The organism is Micromonospora sp. CNZ280, assembly GCF_011759515.1.
On the sequence record NZ_JAAOYP010000004.1, the window covers coordinates 470,428 to 494,657 of the forward strand.

Genomic DNA, 24,230 nt, shown 5'->3' on the forward strand with positions numbered 1-24,230 from the left:
GCAGGAGATCTGCGGGGCGGCGTCCAGAAGACGCACTTCTCGTGGGTCCTAACCGATCATCGTCACGGTTCCGGCCTCACAGCGTGCGGGCCAGCCGGTCGGCAAGGATGCGGGTGAACCGGGACGGGTAGGCCAGCTCCCTACCCTCGGCGAGCAGCGCCATCCCGTACAGCAGCTCCGCGGTCTCCTTCAGCGGCTCCTCTGTGCCGTCCGGGTCGGGTCGCTGTCATGCGGCCCCCAGCTCCGTGGTGAAGGTCGCGATCGCGAGGAGCGCTGAATAGCTGGCCAGCCCGACGGTGAACCAGGCGAAGCTCGAGTGCCGTTCGGGTGCCAGTTCGTCAACGAAGACGTTGAGCAGGATCCCGCCACCGAGAAACGCCGTCAGCAGATTCATCACCACGCTGGTGGGCTGGGCGACGACCGCGGTCAACCAGCCGGCACCGGCGCCGGCGACGAGAACGAGGCGCCATCGGGTGGTGAGTCTGACCGGGAAGTGCTCGGCCAGCACGCCGTCGGTGGCCAGCACGTGCAGCCCCATGGCGACGGCGAACAGCGCCGCCGGCGCGAGGCCCGCGTCCAGCTTCGTCGCCAAGGTGTACGTGATCAGGCCGCTGTAGAGCGCGAAGAAGCCGAGTTGGCACGCGAAGACCAGCCGGGTGGGCTCCTGCTCGTGCCCGTTCGTCCGATGGGTCGCGCGCTCCAGGGCGTAGAACGTGAAAAAGCCGACCAGCGCGACGAGGAACAGGATGAATCCGCGCACCCGGCCGGCGCGGACCTCTTCCTCCAGGACGTGGGCGACCGCCTCGTTGCCCTCGGCGAGGCGCGGCAGGAGGTAGAGGAAGACGTACGCTGCGGCGATGCCGCCGCCGAGCGAGGTCGCCGCCTGGGTGGACACCGGCAGTGTCCGCCGGATGTACGGCGCCAGCAGGTGAAGGGCTCCCAGGACCAGCGTCACCGCGAGTGTCGCCCACAGACTGCCCGCTCGGCTCAGCGTCACCGCAGCGTACGGGGTTGATTGTCTACCTGGTACGGCCGCTGCCCGAGCATGGTTGCGATCCTACGAGCGGCACCAGGGCTGTCGGGCCGGAATGGGCAGCTACGTCGCCGGTTGGGGCGGGTGTAGCCAGGCCAGCCGCTGTCCGGACAGCACGGCGTCGGCGAGTCGTTGTACCGACGGGGTCTTCAGCGCGGCGAGCGAGCTGTCGATTCAGCGCCACGTGTACGCCGCACGCCGCCGGGAACTGGTACTCAAACGGCTGCGCGCCGGGCTCGCCTCGGACCGCACGATCCTGTTCGACACGGCCAGCAGCACGTGGCGATCTTCCTCGCCCAGTTCGTCGCGCTGGCCGTCTCCGCGGTCCTGGCCCTCGACCTGCCGACGCCCAGGAACCCCCTGGTCATGGTGGTGGCGCTGCTGTTCGGCTGCTCGATCATAGCGGCGTTCTCGGCCGCACTCTCCGCGATCACCCGCAGCTCCGAGGCGGCCATGCTCACCACCCTGCCGACCGTGGTGATCGGCGCGCTGACTGCGGTCCGGTGGTCGACGGTCAGGCGCAGGGTGGCTGCGACGGCGGCGTGGTCGGTCAGGTGACCCTCGCAGGGCTGGTGTAGGTAGTCGCAGCTGGCGAGATGCGGCGCAGGACAGACATCCACGCAGGGGCGGCGGGGGTTCTCGGCAGGCACACGGTCGTCGCCCGATGGATGCGGCGCCTCAAATAAAGGAAATGGGACCGCCGGAAATATTGACCAGCGCAATCGTGGCTCATAGGTTGCGGGTTAGGAATCCCTCTCCCTCGATGGAGGTACAGATGCCACCCTCCGGTATCAGCCGGCGCTGTCTGCTCATCGGCGCGGCCGCCAGTGGGACCCTGGTCGGCCTCGGCGCGGCGCCGCCCACGCCGGCGCGCGCCGCGGAAACCCCCGACTTCACCACCCGGGCCGCGTTCGACGCGCTCGACCTCGGTTTCAACAGTGGGAACGGGCTGAAGGACGATCTCAACGACAACCGCGGCGCGCTGGGCTGGGGCGAGTCCTACGTGCTGCAGGCGTACCTGCTGATGTACGAGGCCCACCGGGACCCGTACTACCTGGACAAGGCGATCGACCACATCGACCACGTGCTGGCCAACCGGGACAGCGAGCGCGGGTTCACCGACTGGCGGGGCCTGTCCCTGCCGGCCTGGCGGACCGGTGACCCGTACACGGCCGGTGAGGTGCGCCTGGTCGACGCGGAAGGGCGGCCGACCCTGCGTATCCGTTCGGCCCGGGCGTTCAGCGCCTCCGCGCAGCTCACCGTCACCGCGGGCACCAACCCCGGGACGTTCAAGCTGACCGTCTACTCGACGTTCTACAAGGTCGGGGACACGTACGACAACCTGACGATGGACCCTGCCAGCTCGGACTACGCCGTCACCCGAATCAACGCCGCGTTCGACCCCAACACCGCGCAAATCACCGCCAAGGATCTGCGAACCGATCCGGGATCCGCCGGCAACCCGGCGCCGGTCAGCACGCTGATGACCGCTCCGAAGTATCACAGCGCCGTCCACACCGGGCAGATCGCCTACCCGATCGCCAAGTTCGCCCGGCTGGTCGCGGCCGAGCCCCGCCTCAAGGCAGAGTCCCGCTACCGGGACAAGGCGCGCGAGTACCGCGCCGCCGCCGAGGCCGCGGTGGCCATCCACGACGAGGCGTACGTCCAGGACGGCGCTTACGGCTACTACCGCGCCCTGCGGGACGACCCGGTCAACCTCGACGGGGCCGACTGGCCGCACAACTACTCCACTAGCATGGCCCGCGTCTACCTGGAGCTGTACCTGGCCAGTCACCATCCGGCACATGGTGAGCGGGCTGCCGCGCTGGTGCGCACATTCCGCGACGACCTCCGGTCCACGAGCAGCGGCACCGCCACGTGGACGTACTACTGGACGCGGGGCTGGCCGTACCGCGGCTGGACAGCGGCCGACGACGTCAGTAACAACTTCCAAAGGATCGGCGCCGGCACAAGGGCCGAGGACATCTCGCACGGGCACATCGAGATCGCGATGATGGTCACCGCGCACCAGGCCGGCATCGTGGCTCGGCGGTCGGACATGCGGCTGCTGGCGGCGACCCTCAGCCGGGACATCATCACCACCGGCGCCGACGGATCGCCGACCGTCTGGTCGTACCTCGGCCCATCCGGCGTCACCGGCAACCGCGCGTTCGAGCAGATCGCCGCCGGTTGGCTCGGCCTCGCGCCGTACGACGAGGACGGGGTGATGGTCGACGCGATCGCCACCATGTACCGGAACCAAAACCCCGCGCCCGGCGCCGTACCGATCTTCGGATCGGCCTGGCTCAACTGGGCCAGCCGAGCGCGCTGAGCGGGTTTCCGGCGCACGGGCCGCTGGTGGGGGAAGACACCCGCCGGCGGCCCGTGCCGCTGCCGTGCCGCCGGCGGATACCGTCCGGTCAGCCCACGGCCGCCAGCCGGCGCAGCGGCTCGGCCGCCTTCGCCGCCGCAATGACGGCGGCGCCGGAGCCGCTGTAGCAGTCGGCGATCGCCGCGGCGTACTCCTCCCGCCAGGCGTGCCACTGCCGCACGAGCCTGTCCACGGACGTGGCGGCGAGCGCGCGGGCGGCCGAGGCCGCCGGATCGGCCGCCGCGACGTCCCGGTGCCAGGCGGCGGTTCCGGCGACCTCCTCCGTCGCCTCGACCAGAAGGCGGTGGCCGGCGCAGGCGCGCACCAGCGGGTCGTCCGCGACCGCGTGCAGGGCCCGAACGTCGTGTACGGTGCCGCTCTCCAGCACCGCGCACCAGGACGGCAGCGTCACGCCTGCGTCGGCATTCCAGTACAGCGCTGCGGACGCTGCCAGGGCCACCTCCGCACTGGGCAGCGGTTCGGTTGGTGGGCTCACCGTGTCGTAGGCAGCCCAGGCAGTGCTGACCACGCCCTCGATTCCCAGGGTGCGCGCCTCGCGTGCCCACATCCGCACGTTGGCCAGCCGACGGATCCAGCGGGGGTAGGCCCTGTTCGGGCCGTCGGCGCCGCGGGCGGCCGCGGCACCGATCACCGTGCGCCCCCGGGCGACGAGCGCCCGCGCCCAGGGCAGCGGGTGGTTGCCGGATTTGACCGCCTCGATGAGCCGGCGCTCCTCGGGCGGTAGCGACGCCACGGGCAGCAGCGGCGCGCCGGGCGGCGCCGACCGGAGCAGGTCCGAGGTGGCCACCAGGGTCTGCGGCGTGTCCCAGCGGGCCCAGCCGGTGCGGCCCGGGGCCGCGTACTCCCACGGCATGATCACGGTCTCCGGCGGCAGCGCGTCGACCAGTGCGGGATCCCGTTCGGCGTAGAGCACGTCGTCCCAGACGATGGGGCGCCGCCCGGCGTTGATCACCATCCGGGCCGCGGCGGCGACGTGGCGGGCGTACAGGTCTGGCCGCCGCTGCCTGGCGCAGCGGGCGCAGCGTCCCAGCGACCACGGCTCGTCGCCGCCGATGTGCACCAGCGGGGCCTGCGGGTGGGTGGCGAGGACCGCGTCCAGGGTGGCGGCGAAGAATTCCAGCGCCCTGGGATGCATGGGGCAGAGCTGCTGGTGTCGCTCGTCCTCGGCCAGGTGCCGCCAGCGGGGGTGGCGTAGCGCGTATTCCAGGTGCCCGAGGCACTGCACCAGCGGCACGACGGTCATGTTGTGCCGCTGCGCGGCAGTCAGCAGGGCTGGCACGTCGACGGTCTCCGGTGCGGCCAGCTCAAGCTCCGCCGGATAGGGAAACTTGTCCTCGTACTCGACCAGCAGCGTGTTGATCCGGAGCGTGCCGAGCCGGGCGAGCAGAGCGTCCAGGTAGGACGGCGCGAGGGTCGGCCCCTTCAAATCCAGGTGCACGCCGCGCATGGCGAGGTCGGCGAAGTCCACCAGCCGGCGGCAGGCGAGGCCCCCGTCGGCCAGCGAGGCCGCGGCATAACCGAGCGGGGCCCGGTCGCGCCCGGCCAGTTCGATCCGGTCGGCGGTCACGGCGAGCGCGAACCCGTCGGGCCGGTCCGGCGCGCGCAGCAGCGGTGTGGAGGTGGTGCCGGCCACCAGCCACCAGCCCTGGGCGCGTTCGACGGCGCGGGCGGGCAGCCCGAGCAGCCCGGCCACCCGGGCCGCCGCCGCGGCGGCGGCCGGCGGATGGTGTACGGCGGCATTGGCCGGTGGCCGGAACGTACCCTGCTCGGGGAAGGTGGCACGCGCCTCGATCATCGGATGCCGTCCTTTCCGCAGCTGGACACGTCGATCCAACCGTCGACCACGGTGAGCAGTTCGGGCCGGCGGCGGGTGAGTTCGGCGTTGCCCGCGGGGGCGAACCGGAGACTGTTGCACTCGAAGGCCGGTACGGCCCGGATGGTCCGCCTGGCGAACGCCGCCGCGTGCTCCAGTGCGGCACCGACGTGGGTGAGGTCCTGCTGTACGACGTACCGGCCACGGCGGCGCGCCCAGCAGTAGGTGAGCAGCGTCGCCGTCTGGCCACGGCAGGTCTTCACGACCACGCCGTCCCAGCCGGTCACCTCGTCGAGCCGGCGCGGGTCGGGCAGTCCTTCGTCGAGCAGGACGGGGATCCGCACACCGGGCGGATCCCACGGCAGCGACCGGGGCAGCGGCTGCTCCACGTAGTCGACGGCGACCTCGGAGGGCAACGCGGCCAGCAGTTCCCCGACCACCTCGGCCGTGCCGTACCCCTCGTTCGGGTCGAGTGCGAGCCGGCGACCCCGGCCGGCGGCGGCTGCGACGGCGGCCACCCGGGCGGCGTCGGCGATCGGGTCCACGGCGCGGAGCTTCACCTTGAGCCACCGGGCGCCGGCCAGACCGTCGAGTGGGTCGTCGGGTCCGACGATCCACTGCACCGGGAGCCGGTCCGGGACATCGGTGGCCAGGAAGTCGGCCGGGTACCGGCCGGTGAAGTCGGGCCCGAGGAAGGCGGCCAGGTCGGGCACGAACGGATCGGTGTAGAGGGCGTGAGCGGGGCGGCCGGCGGCACGGGCCCACGCGTCGTGCACCGCGGCGTCCACTGGGCCGAGGCAGACCTCGGCGGCGAGCCGGGGTACGGGGAGGCCGGGCAGCGCGTCGAGCAGGCCGACGCCGATGGTCAGTGGGTCGCCGGTGGCGCCGACAGCCTCCCGGGCGAGCGCGGCGACGCCCTGCCGCATCGCGGTGTCCCGGTCCTCCGCGGTGCGCCCGGCGGCCGACCCGTACGCCCAGGGGTGGGAGAGCAGTACGCTGCCGGAGCCGGTCGCCTGCCGCTCGCCCGTCTCCACCGTGACGGTGACCGTCGCCTCGGTCAGGCCGTCGATCGGGCCGGAGCTGAGCACCAGCGGCGTGCTGAACGGCACGTGTCGGAACCCGACGGTGGCATCGACCACCCGGGCGTCGGTCGGCCTCACCGCTGCTTAGCCCGGCGGTACGCAGCGGCGAACGCCGGTCCGTCGTACTGCACCCCGATCAGCTCCGGATCGAGCAGGTCGACCCAGCGGCCCCCCTCGTGCCGGGAGTGCAGCGCGGCGAGCGCCGCGAGCTCCGGTTCGACCAGGCCGGCCATCGGCAGCGGGTTCGGGGCCTGCCCGGCCAGGTACGGGACGACGGCCTCCAGCAGTGCGGGGTAGAGCGTCGACGGGCTGATCTCGAGGTAACGTACCGACCGTCCGGACAGGATGGTGGCGTGGAACGGGTGCCGGACTTCGGTTTCGCCCAGCGAGACCATCCCGGTCCGGCCATCGGCCCAGCGGATCTCAATCCGGTGCTGGCCGCGTCCGCCGAGCCACCGGGCCTGTCGCATGCCGGGTCCGAGCAGGCCGTGCAGCAGGGAGTACGCGTGGATGCCGTAGTCGAACTCGTGGCCGGAGCAGCCGGTGAGGGCGAAATCGGCGTCCGGGTCCTGTTCCACGGCCCAGCGCAGGGAGGAGCCCCCGGAGAGCCGCGCACCATGGTCGGTCCACGCCACGAGCCGGGCCAGGTGGGCGGCGTTGCCCGCGAACGGCTTGTCCAGCAGAACTGCCCGGTCGGCGGCCACGAACGGGGCGACCCGCTCGACGTGGGTCGACCAGTCGGCGCCGGACACGACGGCGATGTCCACCGCCTCGGCCATCTCGTGCAGGTCGTCGAAGACGTGCGGGATGTCGTGCTGACGGGCGAAATCGTCGGCCGGCGCGTGGTGCCAGACCGCGACCACGTCGTGTCCCATCGCGCGCAGCAGCGGGGTGAACGCGCCTGGGTGGGAGGTGTCCAGGTCGACCAGGCCTATCCGCGCCATCAGCCCTTCACCGCGCCACGCATGCCGTCGACGAAGTGCTTCTGCAGGGCGAGGAAGAAGATGATGATGGGTAGCACGGCGATCACGGTACCGGCGGCCATCGACCGCACGTCCGTGCCGAAGATGCCCTGCAGGTAGGCCAGGCCGAGGGCGATGGGAAACTTGTCCTCGCTCTTCAGCACGACCAATGGCCAGATGAAGTTGTTCCAGACGCTGATGAACCCGAAGATGGCCAGTGTGGCGAGGGTTGGGGTGACCTGCCGCACCGCGACGCGCCAGAAGATCTGCCACTCGTTGCAGCCGTCCACCCGGGCGGCGTCGAACAGTTCCCGCGGGATCTGCTCGAACGCCTGCTTCAGGAGGAAGACGCCGAATGCGGAGAGCAGTCCGGGCAGGACCAGGCCGGCGAAGGTGTCCACCATGCCGAGTTCGGACACGACGAGGAAGCGGGGCACCAGCATCACCTCGCCGGGCAGGAACATCGTCGACACGATCAGCGCGAACAGCGGTGCCCGCCCGCGAAAGTCGATCCGGGCCAGCGGGTACGCGGCCAGCGCCGAGATGGCCAGGTAGGCCGGGACGGTCAGCAGTTCGTAGAGCAGGGAGTTGGCCAGATAGCGCGGGAAGGAGATTTTGTGCCACGCCTCGACGAACCAGTCGAGCACCGGTGGCAGGGGGATCAGTTGCGGTGGGAACGAGTACACCGGCTGGCTCGCCGGCTTGAGGGCGCTGGCGAGCAGGATGAGGAACGGGCCGAGGAACAGGGCGCCGATCAGGCTGAGCAGGACGTAGAAGCCCACCGTGCGGACGGCGCGCAGGTGGATGCGCCTCGGTCGGGGCGGGGCTCCCCCGGTGCCTCTGCGTTCGGTCATGGGGTGACCGCCTTCCCGCGGGTGAGCCGGTAGGACAGGAGGGAGAAGACGACGAGGATCGCCCAGAGCACCAGGCCCATCGCGCTGGCGTAGCCCATGTTGAAGTGGCGGAACGCCTCGTCGTAGATGTAGTACCCGAGCGTGAGGGTGGCGTCCTGGGGCCCGCCCTGGGTCATCACGAAGACCGAGGTGAAGACCTGCATGGCGTCGAGTGCGGCGAGGACAGTCACCACCGCGATGTAGGGGCGCAGCATCGGTACGGTGATGCTGCGCAGCCGTCGCCATGGCCCGGCTCCGTCGACGGCCGCCGCCTCGTACAGGTCGCGTGGGACGGCCTGCAGCCCGGCGAGGTAGATCATCATGTAGTAGCCGAGCGACTTCCAGCTCTCGACCAGCACCAGGGCCGGCAGAGCCCACCCGGGGTCGAGCAGGTACTGCACCGGCTGGTCGAGCAGCCCCACGGCGCCGAGCAACCAGTTCAGCACGCCGCGCTGGTGGTAGACGTAGTTCCAGGCGATCGCGATCGCGACCATCGATGTCACCACCGGCAGGTAGTAGACGAGCCGGAACACCTTGATCCCGCGCAGCGGCAGGTTGACCAGCACCGCCAGCAGCAGCGGCACGGCTACCAGGATGGGCAGCATGCCGGCCAGGAACAGGCCGGAGTTCGCCAGGGCGGTGTAGAAGCGGTCGTCGTCGAGCATCTGTGCGAAGTTGGCGAGGCCGACGAATTCCGCCGGGGAGACCACTCGGTAGTCGTAGAAGGCGAGCTGCACGGCGGTGACCGCCGGCCAGATGTAGAAGACGGCGAGTAGGACCAGGGCGGGTAGCAGGAAGAGGTACGGGGTCGTTCCCCGGTGCTGTCGGACCTGCCGTTTCCGGCGACCGGAGTGGATTGGCGGGTGCGTCGTTTCCGCCGACGCGGGAGCCGTCATCGTCATGCCGCACATCCTCGTGGTGGTCGTGAGCCGGATCGAACCCCTTGACAGGCCGGGCGTGATGGTTAACCTTTGTCCGCAACAGGCTTTAAGGACTGCCGAAATGTTGTCCGGACCATATTTCGCCCCCCAAGGGCTGTCAAGGTCACCGATGCCGGCCCGTTCCGCCCCGTACGGCGACCTGATCATCGCCCCATCCCTAACACCACCGGGAGGTCTGTCGTGAGGGTTGCTTCGTTACTGGCCAGGGCTCTCGCCACGGGACTCGCGCTCACCCTGGCGACCGGGTGCGTCGCCGGGACCGAGAAGGAGAAGCCCGCGGACGCCGGCGCCATGGACATCGAGTTCTGGACCATCAATCTGAAGAAGAACTTCGAGAGCTACATCAACGGTCTGATCGACGGCTTCAAGAAGCAGCACCCGGATGCCAAGATCACCTGGGTCGACGTGCCGGGCAACGAGGTCAAGCCCAAGCTGCTCGCCGCCGTGGCGGCCGGCAGCGCGCCGGACGTGGTCAACCTGAGCAACTCCGATCTGGAGGAGTTCGTCCCGTCGCTGACCGACCTGGGGCCGTACGTCACCGAGGAGCAGCGCAGGGCGTACGCGCCGAACCTGATCGAGTCGCTGATGCCCGACGGCACGCTCATCGCCCTGCCCTGGTACAACGGCGGCGCGCCGATCGCCATCTACAACACCGACCTGGTGTCCAAGGCCGGCCTCGATGTCAGCAGCCCGCCGAAGACCTTCAGGGAGGCGCTGGCCTGGGCGACGAAGCTGCACCAGGCGACGCCGGGCGTGTACGGCATGAATGGCATCCCGTCCATCTCCGTCATGCAGGCCGAGGGTGTGCCGGTGCTGTCGGCGGACAAGAGCAGGGCGGCCTTCAACACCCCGCAGACCACGCAGCTGCTCACCGCCTGGCGGGACGCCTACCGCAGCGGCGGCATCGCCCCCGGCGCCACGGTCAAGGACGACCGCAACTACCCGCAGACGCTGGAGAACCAGCAGGTGGCATTCTCCGCCAGCGTCATGCCGTTCGTGCTGAACAACATCGAGAAGAACGCGCCGGACGTGTTCGCCAAGCTCAAGCTCGGCTCGGCGATGACCGGCAAGGCCGGCACGTACGTCCTGCCGGACCAGCAGACCTTCGTGGTGCCCAAGGGTACGCCGAACCCGCGGTTCGCCACCGAGTTCGCGCTCTACCTGACCAACGCCGAGAACCAGACCGCATTCTGCAAGCTCGTCGCGATCTACCCGTCCACGGTCGAGGCACTCAAGGATCCGCACTTCACCACCTTCCAGCCCGGCAAGCTCACCGACGAGGCGCGCCGGATCATCGCGGAGGAACTGCCCAAGCTCCAGCTCGGATTCCTCGGTACGGGCAAGGACGACAGGCTCCAGGAACGCTGGGACGAGAACATGCGGGCCATGATCAGCGGCAGGAAGAGCCCCAGCCAGGCGCTCGCCGACGCCGAGAAGGAATGGAACGCCCTGCTCGCCGCCAAGTGACCGCGCCGGTGGCCGCCCCCGCCGGGGGCGGCCACCGATCAGGAAGGACGAAACATGTCGCAGTTGGGCGTCGGGATCATCGGAGCCGGCATCATGGGCCGGGTCCATGCGGAGATCCTCGCCGACCATCCGGCCACCCGGGTCGTCGCGGTCACCAGCCGCACCCGCGCCTCGGCGGAGAAACTCGCCGGCGACCACGGGGCACGGGTCCACCCGGACCCCGCCGAGCTGGTCGCCGACCCCGACGTCGACATCGTCGTCGTCGCCACCCCCGACCATCTGCACGCCGCGATGGTCTGCGCCGCCGCCGAAGCCGGGAAGAACGTGCTGGTGGAGAAGCCGTTCACCACCGATCCCGCCGAGGCCGACCAGGCGGTGGCCGCCGTCCGGCGGGCCGGCGTGAAGGCGATGACGCTGTTCAACCACCGCTGGGTGCCGGCGTACGCGCAGGCACAGGCACGCATCGCGGCCGGGGACATCGGCCGGCCCCGACTGGCGTACGCCCGCAAGAACGACACCCGCCACGTCCCCACCCGGATGATCCCGTGGGCCGAGGGCACCACGTGCGCCTGGTTCCTGTCCAGTCACGACATCGACCTGGTGTGCTGGATGTTCGACGACGAGGTCGAGACCGTGTACGCCTCCGCCGTCGACGGTGTGCTACGCGGCCTGGGGGTGGACACGCCGGACGCGATCCAGGCCCAGTGCCGGTTCCGGGGCGGCGGCGTCGCCACCTTCGAATCGTGCTGGACCTATCCGGACACCTTCCCCACCATGACCGACTCCTTCGTGGAGATCGTCGGTGAGCGGGGCGTCATCCACCTCGACCGCAAGTGCGAGCAGATCGAGATCGCCACCGAGGACGCCTACCAATACCCCCGCAACCTGCTGGTGCGCACCGTGCACGGGGTGCCGGCGGGGGCGGTGCGGGACGCGATCTGGCACCTGGTCGACGCCGTACGTCACGACCGGGAACCGCTCGTGACGCTGGAGTCCAGCCGGCACGTGACCGCCGTGCTCACCGCCGTCCACCGCTCGATCGCCTCCGGCCGGCCGGAGGTCGTCTGACATGTCGCTGGTGGAGAAACCGCCGCACGTCGACGAGGAGCGCATGCGGCACATCACCGCCGACGCGCTCGCCGCCGCGGCGCGGGTGGTGGATCTGCGCGCCCATCTGGACTCGCGTACCGATGTCGCGCCCGTGCGCGACCCGCTGCGGTGGGCCGCGCAGGTCGCGGACACCCCGCGCGCCAGCGAGGTGCTGGCGGAGGCCGAGAAACTGCTGGACCAACCCGTCGACTTCCTCGATCCCACGCACGGACGGTCCGGCCTGTACGGCTTCCACTACCTGTACTGGGCGAATCCGCTGGTGCAGGGGTACGCGCTCACCCGCGACCGGCGCTACGCCGAGCGGTTCGCGGCGATCCTGGACGACTGGTACCGCGACCGTGACCAGGTACGCGGTGAGTGGCCTGGGCTGGATGTCGTCTGGTACACCCTCGGGGTCGCCAGCCGCTCCCAGGTCCTGATGGCGGCGTTGCACACGCTCGGCCACGAACTCGAAGAGCGGACCTGGCACCGGCTGGTCGCCACGCTGCTCGGCGGGGCCCGCTGGTTGGCCGAGGAGCACGACACCTTCCGGCACGGCAACTGGCAGCTCGCCGGCTGCGCTGTGCTCGCCGAGATCGCCGCGTTCCTGCCCGAGTTCGCCGAGGCGGCGGCCTGGGCCGCGGTGGCCCGCGCACGGCTGCATGAGCACCTCGTCCTAGACGTGTACGCCGACGGTGGACACTACGAACGCAGCCCCTCGTACCACCTGATGTGCCTGGCTGCGCTGCAGAACGCCGCGCTGCGCGACGACAGCCTGCGCGCCCACCCGCGGCTGCGCGCGATGCACGACTGGCTGCTGGCGATGACCACCCCCGGTGGGGTGATCCCGCCGTTCAACGACTCCCACCTGGCCCACGTCGCCGAGCCGCTGCTGCGTGGCTGGCACCTCTACGGCGACCCGGCGTACCTGGCCGTCGCCCGGCGGCACCTACCGCCCGAGCGGATCGCCGAGACCCTGGCCTGGCTCGAACCGCGGGACCTGCCCGCCACGTCACCCGAGCCGGTCCCCGGTCCCTCCGTCGTCCTGCCGCAGAGCAAGTTCGCGGTGCTGCGCACCGGTGGGCACCACGGCGTGGTCAACTGCGGGCCGTACATCGAGCACGAACTGGAGAGCCACAGTCACCACGCCGCACTGGACCTGGTGATCTGGGGGCACGGCGCGCCGTTGGCCTGGGAGGCCGGCGGGCCGGACAGCTACGACGACCCCCGATACCAGAGCTGGTACCGCGCCACGCGGGCGCACAACACCATCCGCGCGGGCGAGCGGGACGTCGGCGAGGACCACGACGCCCGGATCGAGACGCAGGTGCTGCTGCCGGAGTGCGACCTGCTCGTGGCCGCGCACCCCGGCTGGGGGGTCCCGCACCGCCGGTCGGTGCTGCTGCTGCGCGACGATCCGGTCTACTGGGTGGTGGGCGACGACTACCAGGGCGGCCCGTACGAATGGCGGCTCGGTGCGCTCGCGCCGTGGACCGGTGACCCCGCCACGGGCTTGCACCAGGAGGTCGGCCCCGGCCTCCTCGTGCTCCCGGTGGGCCTGCCGGAGGCGGTACGCACCGACACCGGTCCGACTCGCGTCCCCGATGGCGCCGGCGGGCCCACACCCGCGACGCTGCACGGGCTCACGCTGCACTACCCGGCCGGCCGCACCCGGCACGTGCTGGTGCCGTACGCCGTCCACCGCCCCGAAGTGACCCTGTCGCAGGGCGGCGACCAGGTGCTGCGCGTCGCGCATTCCCGGGGCGTGGACCTGCTCGGGCCCACCTCGTTGGTGCGGCTGCGCGCCGGCCGGCTCCGCGCCGCCGCGGCCTGGGCTGGCGAGGCGATCCGGCACGACGGCCGGCACCTGGTGCGGGGCGGGGCCGACACGCTGGGGCTGAGCATCGTCGGACACCGCTGGACGGTGACCGTGGACGTCGCCGGCCGGCACCACGTCTGGATGGCCGCGCAGGGCCGCACCCGGCTCGACGGCGTGCCGATCAATCCCGCCGTGACCGACGGCGGGAGCCGGATCACGCTGCCGGCCGCGGGCCGGTGGACCGTGGAAATCGACTGCGAGGGGGACGTATGACAGACAGCTGGCCCACCTGGCCCCAGTGGACGGAGGCCGACCTCGATGCGGTCCGGGCCGTACTCGACTCCGGCCGGTGGAACGGGGTGGACGCGCCCGCAGTCACCGCCTTCGAGCAGCGCTGGGCCGCGTCCACCGGCGCGCGGCACGCGCTCTGCGTCGCCAACGGCACGGACGCCCTGCTGCTCGGGCTGCGCGCCCTAGGGGTCGGGCCCGGCGACGAGGTGATCGTGCCGGCGTACACCTTCCTCGCCACCGCCACCGCAGTCGCCCTGGCCGGCGCTACGCCGGTCTTCGCGGACATCGACCCGGACACCTACTGCCTCGACCCGGCGGCGGTCGACGCCGCCGTCACCCCACGGACCGCGGCGGTCATCGTGGTGCACCTCGGCGGGCACCCGGCGGACCTCGACGCGATCGGCGCGCTGTGCCGGCGGCACGCGCTGGCGCTCGTCGAGGACGCGGCGCACGCCCACGGCGCCCGGCACCGCGACCGGCCGGTCGGGGCGCTCGCCGATCTCGGCTCCTGGTCGTTCCAGGGCTCGAAGAACCTGACCGCGGGCGAGGGCGGCGCGCTGACGACCAACGACGACGCCCTCGCCGAGCGGATCCGCTCGCTGCGCAACCAGGGCCGGGTGACCGGGGGCGCCTGGTACGAGCACCATGTCCTCGGCTGGAACTCCCGGATGACGGCGATGCAGGCGGCGCTGCTCGGCGTGGGCCTGGACCGGCTGCCCGACCAGGTACGCGCGCGCGAGGCCGCGGCCGGCTACCTCGACGAGCAGCTGAGCGGCATGGTGACGCCGCAGGGGCGGGCGGGGTGGGCCACGGTGCACGCCCACCACCTCTACCTGTTCCGGTACGACCGGGGGCCCGTCGGCGAGTTCGTCACGGCGCTGCGGGGCCTCGGCGTCCCGGCGGTGCCGGGCTATCCGGTGCCGCTCTATCGGCAGCCGCTGTTCGCCGACCGGTACGCGACGGTGCATCTGCCGGAGACCGAGCGGGCCTGCCGGGAGACCGTGTGGTTGCCGCACGAACTGTTGTTGGCCCCGCTCGAACGGATCGTCGACGTGGTGAGCGCCGTGGAAAAGGCGCATCAGTGAACCTGTTCGACTGCAACGCGATGCTCGGCCGGCTCCCCTCCGCCCCCGCCGGCGAGGGGACGGTCGCGGCGCTGACCAAGGTGATGGACCGCTTTGGTATCGAGGCGGCGGTGGTCGCTCACACCGCCGCCTGGCGCCACGACCCCGTCACCGGCAACGCCCAGCTGCTGGCCGAGGTCGCTGGCGAGCCGCGACTACGACCCGCGTGGGTCGGCCTGCCGGACGGCTGCGGGGAGGTGCCGCCGCCGGCGCAGTTCGTGGCCGTCGTGCGCCGTCACGGCGTCGCCGCCGTACGTCTCTACCCGGCCGACCACGGCTACGACCTCGCCGGGCCCGACGTCGCGCCGCTGCTGGACGCGCTGGCGGCGGCGCGACTTCCGCTGCTCGTCGACGCCGATCAGGCACCGCTGGCCGAGATCGAGGCGATTGCCGCGGCCCGACCCGCCCTGCCGGTGGTGGTGTGCCAGATCGGCTACCGGGCGCTGCGCCGGCTCGCCGGCGTCCTCGTCCGTACCCCCAACGTGCACGTCGAGCTGTCCTATCTCGGCGCCCATCTCGCACTCGAGTGGCTGGTGGAGCGGTTCGGGACGGGCCGGTTGCTGTTCGGCACGGGCCTGCCGGCCCGGGACCCGGCCGACGCGGTGACCCGGCTGCTCTGGTCCGAACTCGGCGACGCGGAGGTCGCCGCGATCGGTGCCGGCAACCTGCGCCGGCTCATCGGGGGGGAGCTGTGGTGACCGCCGATCCGCTCACGGAGGCCGTCCGCAACCGGGCACCGCTGACCGGAACCGGCGTGATCGACGCCCACGCCCACCTCGGCCCGTACAGCCGGTTCTTCATCCCGGACCCGTCGGCGGAAACGATGGTGCGGCTGATGGACCGGTGCGGGGTCGACTACGCCGTGCTGTCCTCGTGCCTGGCCATCGAGCTGGACGCCGCCGACGGTAACGCCGCCACCGCCGCCGCCGTCCGCGCCCATCCGGACCGGCTCGGCGGCTACCTGACGGTGAATCCGCACCAGGATCCGGAGGTCGAGGTGGCCCGGTGGGCCGACGACCCGGCGTTCGTCGGGATCAAGCTGCACCCGAGCCTGCACGAGTACCCGGTGACCGGACCGGCGTACCGGCCGGCGTGGGAGTTCGCGGCGCGCACCGGGCGCCCGGTGCTCAGCCACACCTGGACCGGCTCGCCGTACGACGATCCGTCCCTGCTCGCCGCCGTCGCCGAACGCCATCCCGACGTGGCGATCCTGCTCGGGCACGCCGGTGCCCTGCCGGCCGGCTTCGACACGGTCATCGAGCTGGCCCGCCGGCACCCGAACCTCTACCCGGAGATCTGCGGCTCCTTCTTCACCGGTCGGTCGCTGGCGCGGCTCGTCGGCGAACTGGGCGCGCACCGGGTCATCTACGGCTCCGACTTCCCGTTCATCGACCTGCGGTACTCGATCGGCCGGGTGCTCTTCGCCGACCTGCCCCTGGCCGACCGGGTAACCGTGCTCGGCGGCGCCTTCGCGGCGCTGCTCCCACCGCGACCCTGACCGCATCTGCTACCGCAAAGGATGGACGATGAGAATCGCCGGACTACCCACCCCGGATGGACTCCGGGTCGGCATCGGCGTCGGCGACCTGGTGGTGCGCGCCGACGCGCTTGGACTACACGCCGGCCCGGTGGCGGTGGCGATGCTGCCCGACGCGCAGCGGCGGCGCTGGCAGGCCGCCGCCGAGGCCCGGGCGGCGGCGGGACCCGACGGTGACGTCGTGCGGCGGCTGAGCCAGACGCCGCTCGGGCCTCCCGTCTGGCCGGTGCCCAAGATGATCTGCCTGGCGTTGAACTATCGGGCACACGCCCAGGAGGGCGGGTTCACCCCACCGGCCCGGCCGGTCATCTTTCTGAAGGGCCCAAACACCCTCGTCGGCCACGGCTGCGACGTGACCGTGCCGCCGCTGACCCGGCGCATCGATCATGAAGGTGAGCTGGCGGTGGTGATCGGGCGCAGGTCGCGGCACCTCACCGCCTCCACCTGGCGCGACGCGACCGCCGGGTACACGATCTGCAACGACCTGACCGCCCGCGACCTGCAACTGGAGGACATCGAGGCGCGGCACCCGTGGGACCTGTCCAAGAGCATCGACGGCTACGGGCCGCTGGGCCCGTGGCTGGTGACCACCGACGAGGTCCCCGATCCGCAGGCCCTCGACCTGGAGGTGCGGGTCGACGGCGAGCTGCGCCAGCGGGGCCGCACGGACCAGATGATCTTCGGGGTCGGTGAGCTGCTGATCCGGCTCAGCGCGGTGATGACGCTGGAACCGGGCGACGTGATCGCCACCGGCACGCCGGAGGGCATCGGGCCGGTGCCGGACGGGTCGACCGTCGAGGTGCGGGTCGGGGACCTCGGCGTGCTGCGCAACCGAGTGGTGTTCGAGGCCAGGCCGGCGACCGGAGCCGGCGGGGCCGCGACCAGGCCGGCCGAGGTGGCCGCCGCCACCGGCGGAGAGGCGGTGCGGTCGTGAGGCACTATCCGAGCGCCGCGGAGCCGGCCGGACGCAGCTTGGGCGACGCGGAGACAGCGGCGCTGGCCGAGGTCATCGCCTCCGGAAAACTCAACTTCACCGTCGGCGGCACCCAGACCCCCGCTCTGGAGCACGAGTTCGCCACGCTGCTCGGCGTCGAGCACGCGGTGGCCTGCTCCTCCGGGACCGCCGCCCTGCACCTGGCCGTCGGCGCGGTCGACCCGGCGCCCGGGGACGAGATCATCACCACCCCGCTGACCGACTTCGGCACCGTCATCCCGATCCTGGCGCAGAACGCGGTACCGGTCTTCGCCGATGTCGACCCGGAAACCGGCGTGCTCGACCCGGTCAGCGTCGAGTCCCTGATCTCCGGCCGGACCCGGGCGATCGTCGCCGTGCACCTGTTCGGCGCAGCCGCACCGGTCGACACGCTGCGCGAGATCGCCGACCAGTACGGCGTCGCCCTGATCGAGGACTGCGCGCAGGCGTACCTCACGGCGCTGCCCGACGGCCGCCTCGCCGGCACCGTGGGGCACGCCAGCTGCTTCTCGTTGCAGCAGTACAAGCACATCACCTGCGGCGACGGTGGCCTCGCGGTCAGCGCCGACCCGCAGTTCGCCGCCGCGATGCGGCTGTTCGCGGACAAGGGCTGGCCCCGGGCCACCGGCGAGCGCACCCATCTGTCGTTCGGGATGAACTACCGGATGACCGAACTGCAGGCGGCGGTCGCCCGTGTCCAGCTCGTCAAGCTGCCCTCCGTGGTAGAGCGCCGGCGGCACACCGCCCGACGCCTCGCCGAGGCGCTGCGCCCGCTGGCCGGGATCCGCGTGCCGGCCGACCTCGACCGGCACGCCGTGTGGCTGTTGCCCGTCGTGCTGGACGTGGACGCGGCGGGGGCGGACAACCAGGCGTACGCCAAGGCGCTCGCCGCCGAGGGCGTACCGGTGTCCGCCGGCTACCTCGACCAGCCGGTGTACGGGTATCCGGCCATCGCGCAGCGGCGCCTGTACGGTGGATCCGGCTTCCCGTTCACCAGCCCGCCGGCCCGCGTCGAGTTCCGCTACGGACCCGGTCTGTGCCCGCGCGCAGAGCGGCTGATCGGCCGGACCCTGCTGGTGTTGCACTGGAACGAGGCGTACACCGACGGCGACGTGGACGCGATCGCGGAGGACTTCGTGCGCGTCCACCACCGGCTGCGCGTGGGTAGTCTGCACCCAGGTGCTGAGATAGGAGTGTGACGGTGCGGGAGGCGAGTTCGGAGGGGCTCGGCTACAAGCTGACCGTCGGCGTCGTCGGCACCGCCGACGTGGTGGCCACCACCATGCACCTCGGTGCGGACTTCGCCGACGGGCCCGTCGACTTCCGGCTCGTCGCCGTGGCCTACGAACACGAGGCAGACATCGCCCGGGACCTGGCCCGGGTCCAGCCCGAGCTCGACGTGTGCCTCTTCGCCGGCCCCCTGCCATACGACCTGGCGCGGGAGGCGGGTGCCCTCAGCGTGCCAGCCACCTTCGTTCCACTCTCCGGATCCGCGCTGTACGGCACGCTGCTGCGTGCGGTCCTCGACGGCGGGTACGACCTGCGCCGGGTCAGCATCGACTCGGTGCCGCGGCGGGAGGTCGACGAGGCCTACAGCGAGATCGGGGTCCCCGCCGACGACGTCTCCGTCCTGGAGTACTCCGATCCCTCCTCGCCCAGCGCGTTCGAGTCGTTCCACGCGGAGCTCCACCGCTCCGGCACCACCACCCTCGCCCTGACCAGTGTGCGTTCGGTGGCGCAGCGGCTCGCCGCGGCCGAGGTGCCCGTGCTGCTCGTCCGGCCCACCAAGGCGACCGTGCGCGTCGCACTGCGGACGGCGCTGCTGCTCGGGCTCGGCAGCCGGCTGGAGGAGTCACAGATCGCCGTCGGCATCGTCGAGGCGCCGGTGACGGGTGGTGACTTCGGCGCGCTCCGGCTGGCCCTGCAGGGCCTGCTGCTCGACGAGGCGCGCGGGATGGGCGCGACGGTGCTGCCGCGGGACGAGCGCAGCTACTACGTGGTCGCCACACTCGGCTCCCTCGTCGCGGCGACCGACGACTTCGCGGTCCCGCCGTTCGTCGAGCGGGTCCGAGCCGAGCTCGGGATCGACATCGAGCTGGGCATCGGGCTGGGGGCGACCGCGCGGGAGGCCGAGGCCAACGCGCGGACGGCCCTGGGCCGGTCCCGCACCGACGGCGAGCACGACAGCTACCTAGTCGGGCACGATGGGCACGTCCTGCTGCTGCCGTCGCGACCTCGGGTGCGGATGGCGGCGCAGAAGGAAGCGCGGACCAAGGCCGTCGCGACCCTGCGCCGGCTGGTCACCGCGATGCGGTCCGCCGCGCGACTGCCGCAGTCGGGGCCGGTGGTCGTGGACGCCTCCACCGTCGCGGACCTTCTCCAGATCACCCCGCGGGCAGCCCGCCGGCTGCTGAACACCCTGTCCGAGCTCGGCCTGGCGTGGCAGATGCCCCCGGCGCGGACCACCGGCCCGGGCCGGCCGCGCCAGTCGTACCGCCTGATGCTCGAGCGGCTCGGCTGAGCGTCCCCCGAATCCGATTGGGAGGCTCCTCATGGCGTACCGTCTCGCGGACCTGCGCGCCGAGACCGTGCCGCCGCTCCTGCCGGACGGCGGGGGTGAGGCACAGTGGGCCGGCGCCCGCGCGGCGATCGAGCGGGTGTGGCGGCGCTGCCTCGGCCCGTTGCCCGGGCCCGTCGCGGTGCGCCAGACGGTCGTCGCCGAGCACCACGAGGCGGACCACGTCCGGCGGCACCTGGTCTACGACGCACCCGGGGGCGAGCAGGTGCCGGCCATCCTGCTGGTGCCGCACCATGCGGCGGCCGACCGCCCGGCGCCTGCGGTGCTCGCCCTGCACCCGACGGTCGACACCGGCAAGGTGGACGTCGCGACCGCCGCCGGTCGGCCCAACCGGCGGTACGGACTGGAACTCGTCCAACGTGGCTTCGTTGTGCTCGCCGCCGACGCCATCACCGCGGGTGACCGGATCCGCGACGGCGAGCAGCCGTTCCACACCGCCGGCTTCTACGCGCGCAATCCGGGCTGGACCGCGGTCGGCCGCATGCTCGTCGACCACGTGCAGGCGGTCGAACTGCTGCGCACTCTCGACGTGGTCGACCCGGACCGCATCGGCGCGATCGGTCACTCGCTGGGCGGATACAACGCGATCTTCCTGGCCGGGCTCGACCCACGGATCCGAGCCGTCGCCGTGAGTTGCGGGTTCAGCGTGTTCGCCGACGACCCAGACCCGGGCCGGTGGGGCGAGCGGGACTGGTTCTCCCATCTGCCACCGCTCACCGCGGACCTGACGGCCGGCACGGTGCCGTTCGAGTGGCACGAGATCGCGGCGCTCGTCGCGCCGCGCCCGATGTTCAGCTGGTCGGCGCGGCAGGACGAGATCTTTCCGAACTGGGCGGCCATCGCAGCCGGGACGGCACAGCTCAGCAGGCTGTACCACGCCCTCGGTCACCCGCGGCGGGGCGAGTTCCTGGCCGGCGACGGCGGGCACGACTTCCCGGCATCCGCCCGGCTGGCCGCGTACGCCTTTCTCGAGCGGTGGCTCAACCCTTGATGCCCGAGGACATGACACCCTCGGTGAGATAGCGCTGACCGAAGAGGTAGGCGACGGTCAGTGGCACCGAGGCAACCACCGCGCCGGCCATCACGGCGTTGAGCGGCACGTTTTGCTTGTGCAGCCCGGCGACCCCGACGGTCAGCGTCTGCATGCTGGTGTCCTGTCCGACCAGCAGCGGCCACAGGAAGTCGTTCCAGTGCCAGAGGAAGACGAAGATGCCGAGGGTGGCCAGGATCGGCTTGCACAATGGGAGCACGATCCGCCAGTAGATCCACCAGTCCGAGCAGCCGTCCAGGCGGGCGGCCTCGATGAGTTCGTCGGGGATGGTGCTGATGAACTGGCGCAGGAGGAACACCCCGGTCGCGTTGGCGAGCGTCGGGACCACCATCCCCCAGTAGGTGTCCACGCCGCCCGCCTTGGCGATGAGGATGAACAGCGGGATGAGGGTGATCTGGTAGGGCACCATCAGCATCGCCAGGAACGACCAGAACATCACCTCCCGGCCGGGGAAACGCTTCTTGGCGAAGCCGTATCCGGCCAGCGAGGACAGCAGGAGCACGAAGACGACCCCGACGACCGAGTAGACGGTCGTGTTGAGTGCCCAGCGGGTCAGTCCGTCGGCGGCGAAGATTCGCTCGTACTGCTCGGCGGTCAAGGGCCACGGGACGAGACTGCGCGGGATCTCGACGAATCCCTGCGGCTTGAGGGACAGCACGACCATCGCGTAGAAGGGAAACAGCGTCACGAACGTGGCCAGCACGAGCAGCAGCGCGGTGGCACCGCGACCCAGCCGGGACGCCAGGGGCAGGCGGCGCCGTACGGCTGGCGGCCGGGCCGGCGCGGCGGCGGTCCGGGCGTGCGGGCGGGTATCGACAGTCACGTGTTCTTCCCCCCGAAGATGAGGCGCTGGACCAGTGCGATGACCAGCGTGAGCACGAACAGAGCCACCCCGACCGCGCTGGCGTAGCCGAGGTCGAAGTAGGTGAAGCCCTGGTCGTAGAGCATGTAGACCAGCGAGTAGGAACCGCGGCCCGGCCCGCCGCCGGTGAGCACATACACCGAGTCGAACACCTGGAACGAATTGATCGTGTCGAGGACGGCGACGAAGAACAGGGCCGGCCGCAGTTGCGGCAACGTCACCCGCCAGAACCGCTGCAACGGTCCCGCACCGTCCACGACTGCCGCCTCCTCGGTCTCCTTCGGCACGTCGTGCATCCGGGCGAGGATGATGAGCATGTCGAAGCCGTAGCGCCCCCAGACGGCGAGCACGGCGACGGCTGGCAGGACGAGCGCGGTGCTGCCCAGCCAGTCTCGCGGCAGGCCGAGCCAGCCCATGAGCATGGGCCAGGGGCCCTGCGGGGAGAAGATCCAGCCGAACACGACGCCGGCGAGCACGATGCTGGTCACGGACGGCAGGAAGAAGACCGAGCGGAAGAACCGCACGCCGCGGAACGCCCGCCGGGTCAGCAGCGCCATCCCGGTCGCGGCCACCATCGACAGCGGCACACTGATCAACGTGTAGACGATGGTGACCCGCAGCGCCGCCCAGAAGGCCGGATCGTCGACGAGGCGTTCGTAGTGGTCGAGCCCTCGCCAGGTGGCCCCGCCGCCGATCGTGTAGTCGAAGAAGCTGAGCAGGATGCCCGCGATCGCCGGCCCGAACCGGAAGGCCAGGAAGAGCAGCAGGCAGGGCAGGACGAAGGCGAGCCCGATCAGGGCGTCCTTGCGTCGACGTGCCCGCCGTGCCCGTCCCGGGTCCGGGCCGGCGATCTCGAGCGTTGCCACGAATTGCTCCTTCCGATTGCCGTGCTATGAGCCGAGCAGCTGGTTGGCCTGCTTGGCCGCTTCCTTCAGGGCCTCTTCGGGGCTCTTCTGGCCGATCAGCGCGGCCTGCACCTCCGACCTCAGCACGCCCTGGACGTCACGCGCCTTCACGTGGAGTTCGCCTGGGGAGGCGAAGTTCAGCAACTGCTCGGCCGGGCCGAGCACCGGGTCGTCGGCGTAGAGCGCCGGCACGGACTTGCGCGGGGCGAAGTAGCCGGAGGCCTTGTCGTAGGCGCCCATCACCTCGGCGCTGGTGATGTAGTTGATCCACTTCGCGGTGGCGTCCTTGTTCTTCGATCCCTTGAGCATCGAGAACGAGCCGACCGTGCCGTAGGTGTCCTGCGTCTTGTTCTGCAGCGGGGGCTGCGTCACCACGTTTTCCTTGCCCCACAGGTCGATCATGGTCGACGGGGCGTGCGAGTAGGTGCAGGCGACCTTGCCCTGCGCCATCCTGGTCTGCTCGATGGCGAGCTGCTGGGTGATCAGCGCCTTCTCCACGTACTCGGCCTCGACGAGCTTGCGCATGAAGGTGACCGCTTCGACACCCGCCGGGTCGTCGAACACGACCTTCTTTCCGTCAGCGGAGAAGGTCTTGCCGCCTGCCTGCCACAGCAAGGGGTAGACGACCTGGTTGATGCCGTCGGCGTAGGGGATCGCGGTGACGTCGAAGCCCTTGGCCTTGAAGGTCGGGCCGAGCGCGAGCAGGTCGTCCCAGGTCTTCGGGTAGTCCGTCACGCCGGCGGCCTCGAACACCCGCTTGTCGCAGAGCGTGGCGACGACGCTCATCAGGATGGGCGCTCCGACGATCTTCCCGTCGACCGTGACCGATCGGGTCACGTTCTCCCGGTAGTCGGCCTTCGCGTCCGCCGGCAGGTGCTTGTCGAGCGGCTCGAGCGCGTTCTGCGCGTAGAACTTCGGCAACTGGTCCGGGATCATGTAGACGGCGTCTGGCCCCTTGCCGGCAGCGATGGCTGCGGTGAGCTGCTGCTCCCGGTTGGCCCAGGGGTAGATGTTGACCTTGACCTTGGTGCCGGAGTTGGCGGCCTCGAATGTCTTGATCGTGTCGTCCCAGAAGGCCCGATGCTTCGCCTCGTCGGCGATGATCGGGTAGATCCACATCGTGACGGTCGAGTCGGAACCGCCGCCCCCCGACCCGCAGGCGGTCGCCCCGGTGGCGACGGCCAGGGATGCGAGCAATGCCGCGGCAACTCTGCGTGGAGCCATACGCTCACCTCTCGTGTCATCGGGTTACGGGCCAGACCGTAGTTCCACTATTGATTCACGTCAACGGGTCGTGCCGAGTGTCCACGGTTGACCCATGCATCGCGACAAGCTGAGCGAGCATCGAAACCAGTTCGGATGGCGCGTCTGCGTCATGACCGACCACATTTGACCCTGTGATTTCGGTCTGGTCCGCT

At 71.2% G+C, this 24,230-nt stretch carries 21 protein-coding genes; 12 read left to right on the plus strand and 9 right to left on the minus strand.

What is annotated here, in order from left to right; all coding sequences use genetic code 11:
* Positions 1-226: 226 nt before the first annotated feature.
* Positions 227-997: a hypothetical protein gene (locus FHX32_RS29310; RefSeq protein WP_167190391.1), complete on the minus strand. Its 771-nt coding sequence runs from the start codon at positions 995-997 to the stop codon at positions 227-229.
* A gap of 315 nt (positions 998-1,312) precedes the next feature.
* Between FHX32_RS29310 and FHX32_RS29315 the strand changes: the two genes are divergently transcribed.
* Both FHX32_RS29315 and FHX32_RS29320 read left to right on the plus strand, forming a co-directional pair.
* Positions 1,313-1,591 carry a hypothetical protein gene (locus FHX32_RS29315; protein WP_109899205.1) on the plus strand — a complete coding sequence of 93 codons (279 nt, stop codon included), beginning with the start codon at positions 1,313-1,315 and terminating at the stop codon, positions 1,589-1,591.
* Positions 1,592-1,808: 217 nt separating this feature from the next.
* Positions 1,809-3,365 carry a hypothetical protein gene (locus FHX32_RS29320; RefSeq protein ID WP_167190394.1) on the plus strand — a complete coding sequence of 519 codons (1,557 nt, stop codon included), beginning with the start codon at positions 1,809-1,811 and terminating at the stop codon, positions 3,363-3,365.
* 88 nt (positions 3,366-3,453) lie between these two features.
* Here FHX32_RS29320 and FHX32_RS29325 read toward each other — a convergent pair whose 3' ends face one another.
* From FHX32_RS29325 to FHX32_RS29345, 5 genes are read right to left on the minus strand one after another with little or no spacing between them, the layout of a single operon-like run.
* On the minus strand, positions 3,454-5,220 hold the full coding sequence (locus FHX32_RS29325) for a family 20 glycosylhydrolase (RefSeq protein WP_167190397.1): 1,767 nt from the start codon (positions 5,218-5,220) through the stop codon (positions 3,454-3,456).
* Complete coding sequence (locus tag FHX32_RS29330; protein ID WP_167190400.1) at positions 5,217-6,398, minus strand: enolase C-terminal domain-like protein; 1,182 nt, start codon at positions 6,396-6,398, stop codon at positions 5,217-5,219. Before FHX32_RS29330 ends, FHX32_RS29325 begins: the two co-directional genes overlap by 4 nt.
* Positions 6,395-7,264 (minus strand): Gfo/Idh/MocA family oxidoreductase, encoded by an 870-nt coding sequence (locus FHX32_RS29335; RefSeq protein ID WP_167190403.1) that lies wholly within the window; start codon positions 7,262-7,264, stop codon positions 6,395-6,397. Before FHX32_RS29335 ends, FHX32_RS29330 begins: the two co-directional genes overlap by 4 nt.
* Positions 7,264-8,136, minus strand: coding sequence for a carbohydrate ABC transporter permease (locus FHX32_RS29340; RefSeq protein ID WP_167190407.1), 873 nt, complete (start codon positions 8,134-8,136; stop codon positions 7,264-7,266). The genes FHX32_RS29335 and FHX32_RS29340 overlap by 1 nt, the downstream gene beginning before the upstream one ends.
* Positions 8,133-9,077 carry a carbohydrate ABC transporter permease gene (locus tag FHX32_RS29345; protein ID WP_208419475.1) on the minus strand — a complete coding sequence of 315 codons (945 nt, stop codon included), beginning with the start codon at positions 9,075-9,077 and terminating at the stop codon, positions 8,133-8,135. Before FHX32_RS29345 ends, FHX32_RS29340 begins: the two co-directional genes overlap by 4 nt.
* A 219-nt stretch (positions 9,078-9,296) precedes the next feature.
* Between FHX32_RS29345 and FHX32_RS29350 the strand changes: the two genes are divergently transcribed.
* The 10 genes from FHX32_RS29350 to FHX32_RS29395 are packed head-to-tail and all read left to right on the plus strand — an operon-like array spanning position 9,297 to position 20,985.
* Positions 9,297-10,583 carry an extracellular solute-binding protein gene (locus FHX32_RS29350; protein ID WP_167190410.1) on the plus strand — a complete coding sequence of 429 codons (1,287 nt, stop codon included), beginning with the start codon at positions 9,297-9,299 and terminating at the stop codon, positions 10,581-10,583.
* A gap of 54 nt (positions 10,584-10,637) precedes the next feature.
* The gene (locus FHX32_RS29355; RefSeq protein ID WP_167190414.1) at positions 10,638-11,651 is read left to right on the plus strand and encodes a Gfo/Idh/MocA family protein; all 1,014 of its coding nucleotides are present in this window, start codon (positions 10,638-10,640) and stop codon (positions 11,649-11,651) included.
* Position 11,652: 1 nt separating this feature from the next.
* A complete protein-coding gene (locus tag FHX32_RS29360) occupies positions 11,653-13,764 on the plus strand; it encodes a heparinase II/III family protein (protein ID WP_167190418.1) in 2,112 nt (703 codons plus the stop codon).
* Positions 13,761-14,867 (plus strand): DegT/DnrJ/EryC1/StrS aminotransferase family protein, encoded by a 1,107-nt coding sequence (locus FHX32_RS29365; RefSeq protein WP_167190421.1) that lies wholly within the window; start codon positions 13,761-13,763, stop codon positions 14,865-14,867. Before FHX32_RS29360 ends, FHX32_RS29365 begins: the two co-directional genes overlap by 4 nt.
* A complete protein-coding gene (locus tag FHX32_RS29370; RefSeq protein ID WP_208419476.1) occupies positions 14,864-15,604 on the plus strand; it encodes an amidohydrolase family protein in 741 nt (246 codons plus the stop codon). Before FHX32_RS29365 ends, FHX32_RS29370 begins: the two co-directional genes overlap by 4 nt.
* Positions 15,601-16,404, plus strand: a complete 804-nt coding sequence (locus tag FHX32_RS29375; protein ID WP_167190424.1) for an amidohydrolase family protein — start codon at positions 15,601-15,603, stop codon at positions 16,402-16,404. Before FHX32_RS29370 ends, FHX32_RS29375 begins: the two co-directional genes overlap by 4 nt.
* Positions 16,405-16,432: 28 nt before the next feature.
* Complete coding sequence (locus FHX32_RS29380; RefSeq protein ID WP_167190427.1) at positions 16,433-17,377, plus strand: fumarylacetoacetate hydrolase family protein; 945 nt, start codon at positions 16,433-16,435, stop codon at positions 17,375-17,377.
* Positions 17,374-18,615 (plus strand): DegT/DnrJ/EryC1/StrS aminotransferase family protein, encoded by a 1,242-nt coding sequence (locus tag FHX32_RS29385; RefSeq protein WP_167190430.1) that lies wholly within the window; start codon positions 17,374-17,376, stop codon positions 18,613-18,615. The genes FHX32_RS29380 and FHX32_RS29385 overlap by 4 nt, the downstream gene beginning before the upstream one ends.
* Positions 18,616-18,617: 2 nt before the next feature.
* Positions 18,618-19,937, plus strand: a complete 1,320-nt coding sequence (locus FHX32_RS29390; protein ID WP_167190433.1) for a transcriptional regulator — start codon at positions 18,618-18,620, stop codon at positions 19,935-19,937.
* Positions 19,938-19,968: 31 nt separating this feature from the next.
* A complete protein-coding gene (locus tag FHX32_RS29395; protein ID WP_167190436.1) occupies positions 19,969-20,985 on the plus strand; it encodes an acetylxylan esterase in 1,017 nt (338 codons plus the stop codon).
* Here FHX32_RS29395 and FHX32_RS29400 read toward each other — a convergent pair.
* Genes FHX32_RS29400 through FHX32_RS29410 form a run of 3 tightly spaced genes read right to left on the minus strand, consistent with a single transcriptional unit; the run spans position 20,975 to position 24,036 of the window.
* Positions 20,975-21,868 (minus strand): carbohydrate ABC transporter permease, encoded by an 894-nt coding sequence (locus FHX32_RS29400; RefSeq protein WP_208419477.1) that lies wholly within the window; start codon positions 21,866-21,868, stop codon positions 20,975-20,977. The two genes, FHX32_RS29395 and FHX32_RS29400, sit on opposite strands and share 11 nt — an antisense overlap.
* A complete protein-coding gene (locus tag FHX32_RS29405; RefSeq protein WP_167190438.1) occupies positions 21,865-22,773 on the minus strand; it encodes a carbohydrate ABC transporter permease in 909 nt (302 codons plus the stop codon). Before FHX32_RS29405 ends, FHX32_RS29400 begins: the two co-directional genes overlap by 4 nt.
* A 24-nt stretch (positions 22,774-22,797) precedes the next feature.
* Positions 22,798-24,036: an ABC transporter substrate-binding protein gene (locus FHX32_RS29410; RefSeq protein WP_109900318.1), complete on the minus strand. Its 1,239-nt coding sequence runs from the start codon at positions 24,034-24,036 to the stop codon at positions 22,798-22,800.
* Positions 24,037-24,230 lie beyond the last annotated feature (194 nt).

Coding starts and splice junctions, on each gene's coding strand:
- FHX32_RS29320 (WP_167190394.1), top strand. CDS start 1,809: ATGCCACCCTCCGGTATCAGCCGGCGCTGTCTGCTCATCGGCGCGGCC.
- FHX32_RS29325 (WP_167190397.1), bottom strand. CDS start 5,220: ATGATCGAGGCGCGTGCCACCTTCCCCGAGCAGGGTACGTTCCGGCCA.
- FHX32_RS29335 (WP_167190403.1), bottom strand. CDS start 7,264: ATGGCGCGGATAGGCCTGGTCGACCTGGACACCTCCCACCCAGGCGCG.
- FHX32_RS29340 (WP_167190407.1), bottom strand. CDS start 8,136: ATGACCGAACGCAGAGGCACCGGGGGAGCCCCGCCCCGACCGAGGCGC.
- FHX32_RS29345 (WP_208419475.1), bottom strand. CDS start 9,077: ATGACGATGACGGCTCCCGCGTCGGCGGAAACGACGCACCCGCCAATC.
- FHX32_RS29355 (WP_167190414.1), top strand. CDS start 10,638: ATGTCGCAGTTGGGCGTCGGGATCATCGGAGCCGGCATCATGGGCCGG.
- FHX32_RS29360 (WP_167190418.1), top strand. CDS start 11,653: ATGTCGCTGGTGGAGAAACCGCCGCACGTCGACGAGGAGCGCATGCGG.
- FHX32_RS29365 (WP_167190421.1), top strand. CDS start 13,761: ATGACAGACAGCTGGCCCACCTGGCCCCAGTGGACGGAGGCCGACCTC.
- FHX32_RS29380 (WP_167190427.1), top strand. CDS start 16,433: ATGAGAATCGCCGGACTACCCACCCCGGATGGACTCCGGGTCGGCATC.
- FHX32_RS29395 (WP_167190436.1), top strand. CDS start 19,969: ATGGCGTACCGTCTCGCGGACCTGCGCGCCGAGACCGTGCCGCCGCTC.
- FHX32_RS29410 (WP_109900318.1), bottom strand. CDS start 24,036: ATGGCTCCACGCAGAGTTGCCGCGGCATTGCTCGCATCCCTGGCCGTC.